Raw genomic sequence first — 15,212 nt, forward strand, 5'->3', positions numbered from 1 at the left:
GGTATTGGTTCAGAATATGTGAAATGAGAATTGTATTTGGAGCTATTTTTATTATAAAATTCAAAAGCAAGGGAGTAATACCCTTGCTTTAAGAAAAATATTTTTATGAAAAGAAGTAAAGTTTTAGGGTTACTCTTAGGTGTGATTATTGGGATTAATACATATTCACAAAGGCAAAAAGCTCCTATGTATATTAGCGCCTATGCATATTTGTATATTGAAAATAATAACCAGAATACAACTATTCCAATGCCTGAGAATATGTGGCAAAACAATATTGATTATATGTCGGAAAATCTTGCGCCACTTGGTTTTGATATGATTTGTACTGATGGCTGGGGTGAAGATATAAGAAATAGTGATGGTTTTAGGATAAAGCATCATTCAAGTTGGGAAAATGAATTCTCAAATTGGGCTAATTATGCAGAACAAAAAGGCGTTAAATTGGGCTTGTATGAGAATCCTCTTTGGATTAATGAATATATAAGTGCAACATCAGGCCTTTACAATCCCAATGAGAATGCCATGTGGTTTAACTGGCTGCAGGTAGGTAATGTAGGTGCAGAGGATTATTTAAAAAGGTATATTGAGTATTATGCATCCTTTGGCGTTGATTTCCTCAGGGTTGATTTTTTATCATGGTACGAAGATGGAATAGACAAATTAGAATCTTTAACGGCAGAGCATGGAAGGGATGCGGCAGATTATCAAACAGCACTTTCATGGCTAAACAAGTATTGTGATGCCAATGATATTCAATTGAGCTTGGTGATGCCTCATTTATATAATGATGGGGCTAATGAAAGGGCATATGCGCCAGGAAGTATGATAAGGGTGAATGAAGATGCCTGTGATGGTGGTTGGTACAGGTTTAGCGAGATTGAAAGAGGGGAGGTACACCCTATCTGGAGCAAGTATCACAATGCCTTTGATGGCTTGGTGTATTGGTCTCGTTTTTCTGGTTTTGATGATTCGCAAAAACAAATGATTCTGGATGGTGATTTTATATGGTTATCTTCTTTTGATAATGATGAGGAGAAGAAGTCTGTACTATCATTAAACCTTATGGCTGGTGGTGCTATTGCTCTTACTGAGTATGATATAAATGATTTTCAGAAAAGTATTCATCTACTTCAAAATCGTGAAATATTTGAACTAAATAATGATGGTTTTGTGGGAAAACCATTGTCCAATGATCCAACTAATATACAAAGTCAGGTTTGGCATGGGCGGATGTCTGATGGTGATTATGTACTTGCCCTTTTTAACAGAGAAAATACTGCACAGGCCAGAAGTTTTAGTTTTTCATCGCTTGAAGGGAACCCTGCAAGTTTATATACCCGCGACTTATGGGAACGTGAAAACATAGGCTTAAAATCTTCTATAAACATTAGTTTGGCAGCCCATGCCTGCAAAGTTTATAGGTTGAGTACTGAAGAAAGTGAGTTGGGTAACCTTGGCTCAATAGAACCTGTGCAAATGATTCAGAATAGCCAAATGTATATTGGTGGAAGTTTTAATAGTTGGACTCCAGGTACACTTCAGATGGAAGATGTTGATGGAGTTTGGACGGTCTCTGGACTTTCATTGGAAGCAGGTAATTATGAAATGAAATTTGTAAATACTTCAGATTGGAGTGGTGATGATTGGGGTAATTCTACTGGCTTGTCTGGTTCAGTAACGCTTTCAACAGGCGGTTTGCCTAACCTTTCTTTCTCACTTTCAGAATCCGGTTTGTATGATATTTACTTCAATGATATGCAAATGGAATATAATATTATACCACAAAAGGCTACTTCATTATGGAAGAATCAAATTAAACAAATAAAACTAAGCCCGAACCCGGCAACTGAAATTTTAAATATTAGTGGAGTAGAAGGAATTATAAAAGTTTCAATTTATAGTTTACAAGGAAAGAAAGTCTTAGAAAAAAGTGGATTTGCAGAAGCGGGTTCTTTTTGTTTGAATATTTCGGATGTGCTTACTGGAGCCTATGTTGCTATAGTAAATGATGAGCAGCAGAATTTTTATTGTGATAAAGTAGTGATTGTAGAATAGGGTAATTACTAAATAAAAGTATTAAATATGAAGAGGTTAATAGTGTTGATTTGTGTGGGTATCGCAGTTTGGGGTTGTCAAAATAATCAAAATATACTTTACGAGAACAGTAAGTTTTCTGTTTTGAATGATGGAGTGATTCAGGGTAATTACAGAGCAACTGTTATTTCTCCAGTTCATATTAGTTCCAACTATCAAAGTTTGGTTCATGAAGATTATTCTAGGTTAATAACTTTTAAATTCAGTATTAATGAAAAGGATAATGAAAAAGAAAGTGGTACTGATCATTGGATAATAGTTGGCGATGAACATGAATCACCTGTTATAAAATTTGGTGGTACTAATACTCCAGTACCTGCTGATCCAGGGACAAAATTACCACCAAATTACGAATATACTTTCAAACTAGATATGAGGGAAGTATTCAGTCAGTTTGAAGAGAAAGGGTATTATGAAGTATATGATGGCAGCCGTGTGGCTAAAGACGATTTCAAGGCAGTTTATCTTGCTGGGGGCGCTGCTCCTTTATCCTGGGATTTCTCAAATCTTGATGAAAATGGCTTGGCTTTAAAGGATGATGATGGAGATGGTATATATGAATTACAAGTTATTCTAAATCCTTTTGATGAAAATAGTTTACAAGAAAAAACATGGGAAGCTAGTATTGATGTTTCTGATAAAACTGTTTATCATTCAGAACAGCCAATTGTAGATGCTCTTTTTAATATGTCATTGGAAGAGGCTAAGTTAAATATAGAAGCCGATAGTACTTTACGGACAGGTGCTAAATGGGGTGGTGTATGGACTAGGGATGTAAATTACAGTACACTTTTGGCTTTTGCTTACCATGAGCCTGAAGTGGCAAAAAACAGCCTTCGTAAAAAGGTGAAAAGAGGCCGTATTATCCAGGACACGGGCTCGGGTGGAGCATGGCCTGTATCTTCCGACCGAACTACATGGGCATTGGGTGCTTGGGAAATTTTTAAGGTAACAGGAGATCGGGAGTGGCTAAAAGAGGCATATGCTGTTATTAAGAGTTCCCTTGATGATGATTACATGACATTGCGAAATTCAGAAACAGGCATGTATTGTGGAGAGTCTTCGTTTTTAGATTGGCGTGAGCAAACCTATCCCAAATGGATGGAGAATATGGATATCTATGTTTCGGAGAACCTGGGCACCAATGCAGTGCATTATAGGGCGCATAAGATATTGGTTGAGATGGCCAAGTTGTTGGAAGAGCCATATGAGGTTTATGAACAGAGGGCTGAAGCAATTAAAGCAGGCGTGAACAAGTACCTTTGGATGCAGGATAAAGGTTACTATGGGCAATATTTATACGGCCGTTCATCACAAGTGTTGTCGCCTCGATTCGAAGCTTTGGGAGAAGCACTGGCTATCTTATTTGATGTGGCTGACGAGCGACAGGCTAAATCAATTATCTCTAAATCCCCGGTTACAGCATATGGTACAACTTGCATTTATCCTCAAATACCTGGTATTCCACCATACCATAACAATGGCATATGGCCTTTCGTGCAGTCGTATTGGAATTTAGCAGCCGCAAAAGTTGGTAATGAAGAGGCTTTGTTACATGGCTTGGCATCTATTTATAGGGCAGGTGGTTTATTTCTGACCAACTACGAAAACTTTGTGGCTGAAAACGGCGATTATGTAGGCACCGAAATTAATTCACACCGCATGTTGTGGAGTATGGCTGGTAACCTGGCTATGGTTCATCGTGTATTTATTGGGATGGATTTTGCTGTTGATGGCGTTTACTTTAATCCGGTGATTCCTAAAGTATATGGGGGAGTGAGAACCTTATCTAATTTTAAATACAGAGATGCAATCTTAAATATTAAGGTTGAAGGTTATGGAAATAAGATAGAATCTTTCATGCTGGATAATGAAAAGCGAGCTTTGGCATTTATACCATCAACATTAAAAGGAGAACATTCTATTGTTATTAAAATGGCCAATAATCCATTTGAGAAAGCCGGGACTCATCTGGTTGAAAATCGTTTTTCTACCTCAAATCCACATGTAAAGCTAAGTGAAACGTCGATTAATTGGGAACCAGTTGAAGGTGCCGAAAAATACAATGTGTATAAAAATGGCGAGTTGTTAAAAACTGGTGACTTTTTGAGTATGCAAATTGCTGTCGATCATTTTGCTGAATATGCAGTAACTGCCATCAATGGTTATGGTGATGAATCATTTAGTAGTGAGCCCGTTAAAGTGATACCTGTTGAAACCATTCTTGAAATAGAACAGTTTTATCCAAAATCATCCTTGCCTTATACCAATTATACGGGTCAGGGTTTTATTAAAATCAGTACTAATGAAAATGTTGATCTTAATTTAAAGGTTAGTGTTGAGGAGGATGGCGAATATATCATTGATTGTCGTTATGCGAATGGAACAGGCCCCTGGAACACTGATAATAATTGTTGTATCCGAAGCCTTTACGTAAATAATGATTACGAAGGAGTGTTGGTAATGCCTCAAAGAGGAAAAGGTGAGTGGTCAGATTGGGGATATTCAAATGCAGTTAAAGTACATTTATTAAAGGGTAATATCAACTTGAAAATTGTACTTGAAGTATGGAATACTAATATGGATGAAGAAATAAATGAAGCTTTAATAGATTTCATAAGAATAATTAAGGTATGAGATAAACGCAAGTAGTATTACTACATTTTTTTTTAAGCGGTTGAATTCATGAACTTGATTCAACCGTTTTAATAGATTCTTATATGCCAATCCTTTATATTAAAATTGAAAACACTTAAATCATCTCATAAAATCCAGGTTTTATTTTTCTAATAATTCATCAAATCCATATATCTAAATTCATGATTTGGTATGGTTTTAATTTTCTGACTATTTATGATTTTATATCTATTCTCTGAATGTTCATTGAATTCAATATGAGATAAGTGTTAAATATATTAAATGGTCAAGTGAAAATGTTTACCCGCATTTACATTTCATCAATATAAATCTTCAAAAAGCAAGTGAATTTGAAGCATGAGTATATAGAATGTGATCAATAGGATTAGGTTTGTTCTAATGAAAACAATTTTTCAGTTGAGGTGCTCAGCATCCCAACTGAGTTATATTAGATTTCTTTCAACTAGAGTGCTGAGCACTTCGGTTGAAAGAGCTGATGAAATTCAAGTAATTCTAAAAAGCAAATTTTTGGTTTAGAACCACAGGCCTCCAACTGATATAATGTACCTAATAAATGTCATTTTGTAATATAGTGGTTAATATATTAGCTATAGGATAAGGATATGGCTGTATTTGTCTAATATATTATCTATATGTACTCAATTAATCCAACACCTCATGAAATTGGTAAGGAACTGGCCAAACGCCACAAAGCCTTGCGTAAACAATTAAAGTTATCTCAATCAGATATGGCAGAGAGATCTGGAGTCTCTTTAGGTAGCTTAAAGCGTTTTGAAACTACCGGACAAATATCTTTGGAATCATTGCTTAAGTTAGCTCACCTTCTTGATAGACTCGAAGATTTTAAACTAGTTTTCCAACCCAAAGAAGACTTAGGCAATATTGAGGATCTTTTTTTGACTAAATAGTAGGTAAAGAAACTGTTATGGAAAACATCAAAAATATTTTAGTGTCTTTGGAGCTTGAGGGCCAAAGTTATGCTGTAGGGGAAATGGTAAGGGATAATCGAATAATCTACTTTCGCTATAATGCTGATTTTTTGGACTGTGGTCTCAATATTTCACCAATTAAGCTGCCTTATAATAATGAAATTAATTCCGGCTCATGTTGTTATATTCATAAATGAACGTATTTTTAATAACTAAGATGAATTATGTCGAACCATTAATCACCAATTCCCCGGAAAGAAGAATTTGTTTAATAGAATTTTGAGATTCTTCATTGTCGATACGATCAAGTAATAATTGAGCGGCTTTTTTTCCTATTTTTTTACCTAAAGGATTAATATAGGATAATGTTGGTTGATACATTTTGGAGAATATCGACTCACAAAAACCAATAACAGCAATCTTATCAGGTACTTGAATATTATTCTTATATATAGCTTGCATTACACCCGACATGGTTAAATCACTAATTGCAAAAATGGAATCAGTTTTATGAGAGCTGTTAATAAGATCATCTGTTGCTTTGTAGGCTTCAAGTGTCGATTCTCCTGAAATGACAAGATTATCATCGAAAGGTAATGCATAATCGTTAAGTGCTTTTTTATAGGCTTCAAGTCTGTTTTGGCTGATTAATAAATTGGGATTACCAATACATATCGATATTTTTTTACGTCCTGTTTTAATCAAATGTTCAACTGCCCGATATGCACCATCAAAATCATCAATTAATACACAATCGGCCTTAATGTTTTTAGGTATTCGATCGAAAAAAACAATTGGGATATGTTCCTCAATGAGCGATTCGAAATGATCAAAATTCTGGGTCTTACGACTTACAGATGCCAGTATGCCATCAACATTATTGTGTAATAATATTTCCAGATTATCACGCTCTCTTTTTTCCGATTCTCCGGATTGCAAAATCATAAGATTATATCCCCTTTTATGAACTTCTTTTTCAACTGCTTTAATGATTGAAGGAAAAAAGAAAGGAGAAATTTGTGGTACTATTAATCCGATTATCCTGCTTCGTTGTTGTCGGAAAGATATCGCAGTTGCATTAGGTTTGTATTTAAGTTTCTTTGCCAATGCATTAACCCTGTCTTTAGTTGCTTTACTAATATCAGGATGATCTTTTAATGCCCGACTCACTGTTGATTTTGAAACTCCCAGCTGTTTTGCTATATCTATTATTGTAATGTTTTTATCCTTCATCAGGTATTAATGTAAATTAACAAAGTTAATAAATGTTAAATGTACTTTAATGCAACTGGTTGCACAACCGGTTGCGCTTCTATGTAGTTGATAGAAAGGCTTTAGGGATGTTGTTTTTTGGCTGGTCATTACTTATTTTTACATCAGTTTACTTAGCTAAGGTATCAATAAATGTGAAAAAATGCGAAGTGTTGTTTGGTGTTGTTTTTTAATTATCGACAAAGAACATGGTAAGTTGAAAAGTATTTAAAGAAAAAGTGATCTAAAGTTACAGTTTTATGAAAAAGAAAGTATTAATATCAGTTCTGATGAGCCTTATTTTTACCGGCTATCTATATGCACAGGAAGGTGTATTAAAAGGGAACATAACAGATGCGGCTAACGGAGATGTATTAATCGGTGCATCCATATTAATTAAAGGAACTACAATTGGTACTATAACCGATTTAGACGGTAATTATATTATCGAAAATTTACCAACAGGAAGTCAAATGATAGTTGCTTCATTTGTAGGGTATTCCAAAAAAGAATTAAGTGTTGATATAAAATCAGAAGGTGAAACCGTATTGGATTTGCAACTGGCTCCTGACTTAATTGGTTTAGATCAGGTAGTAATAACAGGAGTAGTTAATCAAAAAGCTGCAATTGAATCTAGTGTGGCAATGACTACTTTGAAGCCTAAGTCAGTTGAACAATTTGGAGCAACTACTACTGCCGAATTATTTAAAGCTATTCCGGGTATTCGTTCCGAATCATCAGGTGGTGAAGGTAATGCTAATATTGCAGTACGGGGTATTCCGGTGGCTTCCGGTGGATCAAAATTTTTGCAGCTACACGAGGATGGTTTGCCCGTTATGCAATTCGGTGATATTTCTTTTGGGAATGCTGATATATTTGTCAGATCGGATCGTACCATTGGGCGCATTGAAGCTATTAAAGGAGGTAGTGCATCAACATTTGCAAGTAATTCACCTGCCGGTATTATTAACTTTATCAGTAAAACAGGGGCTACAGAAGGAGGAAGTGTAGGTATGACATTAGGAGCTGATTATAAATCTTTCAGAACAGATTTTGAATACGGATCTCCGATAGCTGATGGATTCCGTTTTCATGTAGGAGGATTCTTTCGTCAGGGACAAGGACCTCGTAATCCCGGATACAATGCGAATAATGGAGGTCAGATAAAAGCCAATATAACTAAGGATTTTGAAAAAGGCTACGCTCGTTTATACTTTAAATATTTAGATGATAAAACCATTTCTTATATGCCAATGCCGGTTAAAGTTACGGGTACAAGTGACAATCCTACTTATGAATCAGTTCCCGGTTTTGATTTGACCAATAGTTCGTTACAAAGTCCGTATTTTAATCATATGCTAAGCGTTGATGGACAGGGTAATTCACGAGTTAGTGATATGTCAGAAGGAATGCATCCTAAAAGTATAGCTGTTGGTGGAGAATTTTCATTTGATTTAGGAAGTGGCTGGAATCTGAAAGAGCGTTTCCGTTATGCGAAAAACCACGGAAAATTTGTATCGCCATTCCCGGCTCAGGTTGCCGGTGCAGATGATATAGCAACAAGTATTGCAGGTTCGGGATATAGCTTAAGTTACGCCAACGGGGCAAATGCCGGTGTTGCCTTATCTGAATCAGAAATTAATAATCTGAATGACAATGGTTTGTTAATGCGCATACATACATTTGATGTTGACATTAACAACTTGGATAATTTTACCAACGACATCTATTTGACTCGTTCATTTGATAAATGGAACGTAACAGCTGGTTATTATAAGGCCATGCAAAACATTGGCATGACATGGTTGTGGCAAAGTTATCTTACTGATGTTAGTTCTGATAATGGTCCTCGATTGATGAATCTGGAAGGAGCAGACGGAACACAATATACCAGTACCGGTTTATTAGCTCACGGAGTACCTTATTGGGGGAATTGTTGTACACGTGGATATGATATGAATTATATTATTGACGCAGTATATGCCAATGTTGGAGTAGAGTTAACTGATGATCTTAATATGGAAGCCAGTATGAGATATGATATGGGTGATGTTTCTGGATATTATCTAAATAATTATCAGGCTCCTGTTGATGTTGATAATAATGGTGATATTTCATATGTAGAACAGGAAGTAACTGTTTTGGATAATGCCAATCCTAATGTTGTAAATTACGATTATAGTTATTTGTCTTATTCAATTGGTGCAAATTATCAGATAAACAACGATCAGGCTGTTTATACTCGTTATAGTAAGGGAGGAAGAGCCAATGCTGATCGTTTATTGTATACTCCGTTTATTGATGATGAAGGAAAGACCATTGATGGATTGGATGCTGATGAGATTGGGCAGTTAGAGCTGGGGTATAAATATAAGTCGCCTTCATTAGCTGTAATTGTTACCGGTTTTTTAACCAATATCAAAGAGCAGAACGAGGAATTTGGCAGAATACTCAATAAGGAATTCAGAACTTATGGAGCTGAATTTGAGGGAATATATTCACTGAAAGAATTTAATCTGGCAGTTGGCGCTACCTATACTAAGGCTGAAATTACCAAGAGTTTGAACGAAGATGAAGAAGGAAATGAACCACGTCGTGTACCAAGTTTACTTTATAACGTTTCTCCTTCGTACGATTTGTTCAACAAAAGATCATCTATCGGTTTTAGTGTTGTGGGTACAACAAAAGTGTATGCACAAGATGATAACGCCATTGTATTACCTGGTTATGCATATGTAAATGCATTTTTATCCTACAATATTATCAAAGGTTTAAATGCAAGAGCTAATGTAAATAACTTGTTCAATACTTTAGGTTTTACTGAAATGGAAGGGGATACATTTGTTGAAAACAGTACCAATTATTTACGAGCTCGACCAATTACAGGCAGAGCTACCACAGTTAGTTTAACGTATACATTTTAATCGGAGTGGATTGGAGCAGGTTGTTTAAGCCATTCAGAGGAAAGATAACAGAAGCAGAGCGATAGAAACGGTTTAAACAACCTGCTTATTTCAACAAAAGCTTGTGCTGATTTTTTTGATCAAAACATTGTTTTAATAAATTATTTATCAGTCAATAATCATCATCTGTTGGATGTGGATTGGGACATAAAGTGTTTGAGTTTTGAAGGGAGATAATATTATAATAGATGACAATAATATACAATTGGCAAAAGAGATAATACCTCATATTATTGATCGAATTAAAGCTAAAGATGGCAGATATATTATATCTGTTGCAGGTGAGTCGGGGAGTGGTAAATCAACTAATGGAAAAGCGTTGGAGCAAATACTTTCTTCCATGGGAATAAAAAGTAAATTGATAGGGCAGGATGATTATTTTGTATTACCACCGAAGTCGAATGATGCCCGACGAAGAGAAGATTCAGAATGGTTAGGCCCGCATGTTGAAGTTAATATGCTTTTAATGGATCGTCATTTAGTACAGGCTATAAGTGGTGTAAACACGTTTGTTAAACCGTTGGTTGATTATTATGCAAACAGTGTTGAAGACGAAACTGTTGATTTGACGGATGTTAAAGTGATATTGGCCGAAGGTACGTATACTTCTTTACTTAAGCATGTTGATACTCGCATTTTTATGGCAGGTACCAGAGTTGATACACTGCAGTTACGTAAAAACAGAAATAGGGGTTCCGAAGCGAATGATCCGTTTGTAGAAGAGATTTTAAAAACGGAACACAAAATAATTGCAGGTCATGCTTTGCTCGCCGATATTGTTGTTACAAAGGATTTTGAGGTTGTTGTAAAATAAGAAAATCAGAATTATGGCAGTTAAAAATAAAGTTCAGTTGATTACTTATCCCGATTCGTTGGGAGGCAATCTGAAAACTCTCAATAAAACTTTGGAGACTCACTTTAAAGGTCTGTTTGAGGGCGGAATACATATATTACCACCTTATCCGTCGTCAGGCGACAGAGGATTTGCACCGCTAACCTATCTTGAAATAGATTCTGCTTTTGGTGATTGGAATGATATCAGAACAATTGGGCAAAAGCACGATGTTTTGCTCGATCTAATGGTGAATCATATATCTCAGCAATCTCCTTTTTTTCAGGAATTCCTGGAGAAAGGAAAAGAATCGGAATTTGCTGATCTTTTTATCACTTTAAATAAAATATGGAAAGATGGAGAACCTGTTCAAAAGGACATTGATAAAATGTTTCTGCGCCGTAAGGTACCCTATTCCGAATTTGAAATTAAGTCTACAGGCCAAAAAGAACGGGTTTGGACAACATTCGGAAAAACAAATCCTTCGGAACAAATAGACCTTGATATTCATTCGCAGGCAACCAAGGATTTATTAGAAAAATTCCTGACAAATTTTAAGGCGCAAGGGATTAAGATTGTACGATTGGATGCTGTAGGTTATGTGATTAAAAAACTAGGAACAAGTTGTTTTTTTGTAGAGCCTGAAATATACCAGTTTCTGGACTGGATATCTTATTTGGCTAAATCACTTGATCTGGAATTATTGCCCGAAGTGCATTCGCATTATTCAATACAATACAAACTGGCTGAACATGGTCATTGGATTTACGATTTTATATTACCATACCGTATTCTTGAATTCTTTATTAATAAATCATCTGCTAATCTCAAAGAGTACTTAAAAAATCGTCCTGAGAAGCAATTCACAATGCTTGACTGTCATGATGGAGTACCGGTAAAACCTGATCTGGATGAATTAATTAATACCGATGAAGCTCGAAAAATAGTAGATGTATGTGTTGACAGGGGAGCTAATTTAAGTTTGATTGTGTCAGATGATCATAAAGCACCTGATGGTTTTGACGTTCATCAAATAAGATGCTCTTATTATTCAGTACTTAATTCCGATGATAATGCTTATCTGGCTGCAAGAGCCATTCAGTTTTTTGTGCCTGGAGTACCACAAGTTTATTATGTTGGCATGCTTGCCGGTGAAAACGATACAGAAGCAGTTAAAAGTACAGGTGAAGGACGTGAAATAAACCGTCATAACTTCTCAATGGACGAGATAGACGTTTGTATGAAAAAAGAGGTAGTGCAGCGTCTGCAAAAACTTATTAGGTTCAGGAACAACCATGAAGCTTTTGATGGAACATTTAGTGTGGTAGAAAGCAATGATGATGAATTATGTCTGTTGTGGACGAGAGGGAAAGTATATTGCCGCTTAAGTGTTGATCTGAACGATAAAAAGAGTGTAATCCACTTTTCTGATAAAGACAATAATGAGTCAGTATATTTAATATAAAAATAGCTCTGTATATAATCTGATTCATCGCGGTTAGAAAAAAATAAATCAGCTTTAAAAATAATGCAATGCATAATCGAAATATAAAATCAATAAAATGGCTTACATACATGATGTTTCTAATGTTTGCCATGACAACCGATGCTGTCGGAGTTATCATCCCCGAAGTAATGAAAGCCTTTGATTTAAGCATGACTGCTGCAGGTCTGCTGCATTACGGACCAATGACAGCTATTGCTTTAGCAGGTATGTTTTTGGGCTTTCTGGCTGATCGACTTGGACGAAAGCGAACCATTATATTAGGTTTGGTGCTGTTTGTTGTAAACTCATATTTATTTATTGTTGGCAATAGCTTTGTCTATTATCTTACTTTGATGATTGTTTCAGGAGCAGCTATAGGAATTTTTAAAACAGCAGCATTGGCACTTATTGGCGATATATCCCAATCATCAAGAGATCATACTTCTACTATGAATACTGTGGAAGGCTTTTTTGGTGTTGGTGCTATTATCGGACCTTTTGTAATCAGTTATTTATTAACACAAGGAGTGGCCTGGAAATGGTTGTTTGTTATTGCAGCTACTCTATGTGTGATGTTAATTGTTTTGGCATTGTTAGTCAAATATCCTTCTACAGTGAATAATACTGAAGAGCCTATTAATATGAGACAGACATTTGCTATGCTCAGGGATCCATACGCATTAGGATTTTCTTTAGCCAGTTTTTTTTATGTTTCGGTTGAAGCTGCTATTTATGTTTGGATGCCTACATTGATAAAAGATTATGATGGTAATTTACTTCTTTTGGCCACCTATGCTTTACCGGTTTTTTTTATTTTAAGAGCAGGTGGACGTTTTATCGGAGCCTGGATGATGGCTCGTTTTGATTGGTCAGTTATTCTATTCTTTTTTACAGGAGCTATCTTTATATGTTTTGCAGGTAGTATGATCCTAGGTCGGGAATTTACAGTTATTCTGTTGCCTTTGTCAGGTTTATTTATGTCAGTAGTTTATCCAACAATAAATTCGAAAGGGATTAGTTGCTTTCCTAAGGCTAACCATGGAGCCGTAGCCGGGGTAATATTGTTTTTTACAGCCGCAGGTGCTGCCTTTGGCCCTTTAGCAATGGGGGCTGTCAGTGATGCTTTTAATAGTGATCCGAAAGTGGGGTTTATGCTGGCTACCGTATTTGCACTGATACTATTTAGTGGCGCTGTTTTAAACCTTATAGTTAAACCAACACAAAAAAGACTTAGTCGTTTGGAAGAAAGTGAGTATTGATGGATTTAAATGATAATAAGATTATTTGATGTTGATATCTTTTAGGAGGGGTGAATGATATTATTAATATATCTAATACATTAATTCTAGTGTCGATTATTAGCAAGCTTAGAATAGGAATTTATTATAATTAATACATATTAGAAACGGTTGTAAATATCGCATATAGCAATATGCGATATTTACATTAAGGATGTTAATTCTTAATACAAATCCTTAATCTTCTCCATATTCTTTTTAATCAAAGTCTCTGTTGTTCTTGCATAACGTTGAGTCATTTTTGTATTGGAATGGCCTAAAGTTTTTGATACAACCTCTAAAGGCATATTATTCTCTAATGCAACCGTTGTTGCAAAAGTGTGACGTGCTGTATGTGTTGATATAGGTTTATCAATGCCGCATATGGTCCCGATTTCTTTCAAATAGGCGTTCATTTTTTGATTGCTTAAAACAGGTAGGAGAGCACCTTTTTCAATTAATTCCGGCTCGTGTTGATATTTGGCGATTAGCTTTTTTGCACCCTCAATTACAAAAATGGTACTAATTTGATCTGTTTTAGTTCTTTTTTTATGAATCCATGTAATGCCATCATTATCTTTTGTGATATGTTCACGTTTTAAAGATTTCAAATCAGAGAAAGCTAACCCCGTAAAACAGCAAAATACAAAAGCATCCCTAACCTGTTGTAGGCGGTCAATTCCTATGCTTTTATTAATAATGGTATCCAGTTCTTCTTTTGTAAGATAAACCGCATCAACTGGTTTTAACCGGAGCTTTATAGTTGCAAAAGGGTCTTTCTTTATCCAACCATTAGCTAAGGCAATTCTAACAATCTTCTTAAAGTTCTTAATGTATTTGATTGTAGTGTTATGACTACAATTGCGAACTGTCTTAAAATAGAACTCGTAGTTATTTATAAATTGTTGGTTGAGTTCTTCTAAAGCCATGTCCTCACGTTTATATTGCCAACGAATAAAATCCCTGGTATGCATATAAGATGTTTCATAGCGTTGAACGGTGTCAGCCGAAAAATCCACACCGATCAGCTTTCTGGCTTTATCATTATGGTCTTTATAGATTTTTAAAATAGTCCTTCTGTCTTCCTTTTTACCAACAAGCTTTTCCTGAATAATACGTGCAGATACTGGTTGGTTATCCAATGTGAGGAAATCTATATAAGAGAATATCTTCTTTTGATATTGGTCGATGAAATTATTTGTTTCGATTCCCTCTGCAGTTAACCCATTTGTTCTTTCCGCTTTATCATCCCATATTTCAGGAGAAACTTTCTTTCGGGTTGTAAATTCAGTTCTTTCCTTGTTAATAGTAATTCTAACAAAGATAGTAGCCATACCATTCTTGGTTACTTTGGTTCTTTTAATGAAAAACAAGATTTTGACATTTGTAAGTCCACTCATAATAATAAATTTTGATGTTAAAATTATTCTTATGAGATCATTTCAAAGGCATCTAAAACCGAGTAATAGAGCGCAATGTAGCGTTATTGGAACGATCAATCGAGGACTTTTTTGAGGGAATTTTAGTCCTCGATAAGTCCTCTGAAAAATTGCGTTTTACTGCTTTTTACTGCAAAATATTGCACATTAAAAAACCCTGTAAGTGTTGACTTACAGGGTTTTGTTTTAAATTGCTTTCGCTTTCAGCGGAGAGAGAGGGATTCGAACCCCCGGTACCTCGCGGTACAACGGTTTTCAAGACCGCCGCATTCGACCACTC

At 35.6% G+C, this 15,212-nt stretch carries 9 protein-coding genes; 7 read left to right on the forward strand and 2 right to left on the reverse strand.

Annotated features, from left to right (window positions below; translation table 11 throughout):
* Nucleotides 1–105 precede the first annotated feature (105 nt).
* The 3 genes from ACRD62_RS18005 (at nucleotide 106) to ACRD62_RS18015 (ending at nucleotide 5,663) form a co-directional block, all read left to right on the forward strand.
* The gene (locus ACRD62_RS18005; RefSeq protein WP_430821501.1) at nucleotides 106–2,058 is read left to right on the forward strand and encodes a T9SS type A sorting domain-containing protein; all 1,953 of its coding nucleotides are present in this window, start codon (nucleotides 106–108) and stop codon (nucleotides 2,056–2,058) included.
* A gap of 27 nt (nucleotides 2,059–2,085) precedes the next feature.
* On the forward strand, nucleotides 2,086–4,734 hold the full coding sequence (locus ACRD62_RS18010) for an alpha-L-rhamnosidase-related protein (RefSeq protein ID WP_430821502.1): 2,649 nt from the start codon (nucleotides 2,086–2,088) through the stop codon (nucleotides 4,732–4,734).
* 653 nt (nucleotides 4,735–5,387) lie between these two features.
* Complete coding sequence (locus tag ACRD62_RS18015) at nucleotides 5,388–5,663, forward strand: helix-turn-helix domain-containing protein (protein ID WP_430821503.1); 276 nt, start codon at nucleotides 5,388–5,390, stop codon at nucleotides 5,661–5,663.
* A gap of 243 nt (nucleotides 5,664–5,906) precedes the next feature.
* Here the strand turns inward: ACRD62_RS18015 and ACRD62_RS18020 are convergent, their stop codons facing one another.
* Nucleotides 5,907–6,917 (reverse strand): LacI family DNA-binding transcriptional regulator, encoded by a 1,011-nt coding sequence (locus tag ACRD62_RS18020; RefSeq protein WP_430821504.1) that lies wholly within the window; start codon nucleotides 6,915–6,917, stop codon nucleotides 5,907–5,909.
* A gap of 278 nt (nucleotides 6,918–7,195) precedes the next feature.
* Here ACRD62_RS18020 and ACRD62_RS18025 point away from each other — a divergent pair, with 278 nt between their 5' ends.
* The 4 genes from ACRD62_RS18025 to ACRD62_RS18040 all read left to right on the forward strand — a co-directional run bounded on the left by ACRD62_RS18025 (nucleotide 7,196) and on the right by ACRD62_RS18040 (nucleotide 13,475).
* Nucleotides 7,196–9,859 carry a TonB-dependent receptor domain-containing protein gene (locus ACRD62_RS18025; RefSeq protein ID WP_430821505.1) on the forward strand — a complete coding sequence of 888 codons (2,664 nt, stop codon included), beginning with the start codon at nucleotides 7,196–7,198 and terminating at the stop codon, nucleotides 9,857–9,859.
* A gap of 202 nt (nucleotides 9,860–10,061) precedes the next feature.
* Nucleotides 10,062–10,712, forward strand: coding sequence for a hypothetical protein (locus ACRD62_RS18030; protein ID WP_430821506.1), 651 nt, complete (start codon nucleotides 10,062–10,064; stop codon nucleotides 10,710–10,712).
* A gap of 13 nt (nucleotides 10,713–10,725) precedes the next feature.
* Nucleotides 10,726–12,195, forward strand: coding sequence for a sucrose phosphorylase (gtfA, locus tag ACRD62_RS18035; protein WP_430821507.1), 1,470 nt, complete (start codon nucleotides 10,726–10,728; stop codon nucleotides 12,193–12,195).
* 68 nt (nucleotides 12,196–12,263) lie between these two features.
* Complete coding sequence (locus tag ACRD62_RS18040) at nucleotides 12,264–13,475, forward strand: MFS transporter (RefSeq protein ID WP_430821508.1); 1,212 nt, start codon at nucleotides 12,264–12,266, stop codon at nucleotides 13,473–13,475.
* A 203-nt stretch (nucleotides 13,476–13,678) separates the two neighbouring features.
* Here the strand turns inward: ACRD62_RS18040 and ACRD62_RS18045 are convergent, their stop codons facing one another.
* Complete coding sequence (locus ACRD62_RS18045) at nucleotides 13,679–14,893, reverse strand: phage integrase SAM-like domain-containing protein (RefSeq protein ID WP_430821509.1); 1,215 nt, start codon at nucleotides 14,891–14,893, stop codon at nucleotides 13,679–13,681.
* Nucleotides 14,894–15,212 lie beyond the last annotated feature (319 nt).

Source organism: Carboxylicivirga caseinilyticus (assembly GCF_050589785.1).
GTDB classification, from domain to species: Bacteria; Bacteroidota; Bacteroidia; order Bacteroidales; family Marinilabiliaceae; genus Carboxylicivirga; species Carboxylicivirga caseinilyticus.

Bases quoted from the DNA above. Each gene is read 5' to 3' on its own strand.
- ACRD62_RS18005 (WP_430821501.1), top strand. From the start codon at position 106: ATGAAAAGAAGTAAAGTTTTAGGGTTACTCTTAGGTGTGATTATTGGG.
- ACRD62_RS18010 (WP_430821502.1), top strand. From the start codon at position 2,086: ATGAAGAGGTTAATAGTGTTGATTTGTGTGGGTATCGCAGTTTGGGGT.
- ACRD62_RS18015 (WP_430821503.1), top strand. From the start codon at position 5,388: ATGTACTCAATTAATCCAACACCTCATGAAATTGGTAAGGAACTGGCC.
- ACRD62_RS18020 (WP_430821504.1), bottom strand. From the start codon at position 6,917: ATGAAGGATAAAAACATTACAATAATAGATATAGCAAAACAGCTGGGA.
- ACRD62_RS18025 (WP_430821505.1), top strand. From the start codon at position 7,196: ATGAAAAAGAAAGTATTAATATCAGTTCTGATGAGCCTTATTTTTACC.
- gtfA (WP_430821507.1), top strand. From the start codon at position 10,726: ATGGCAGTTAAAAATAAAGTTCAGTTGATTACTTATCCCGATTCGTTG.
- ACRD62_RS18040 (WP_430821508.1), top strand. From the start codon at position 12,264: ATGCATAATCGAAATATAAAATCAATAAAATGGCTTACATACATGATG.
- ACRD62_RS18045 (WP_430821509.1), bottom strand. From the start codon at position 14,893: ATGAGTGGACTTACAAATGTCAAAATCTTGTTTTTCATTAAAAGAACC.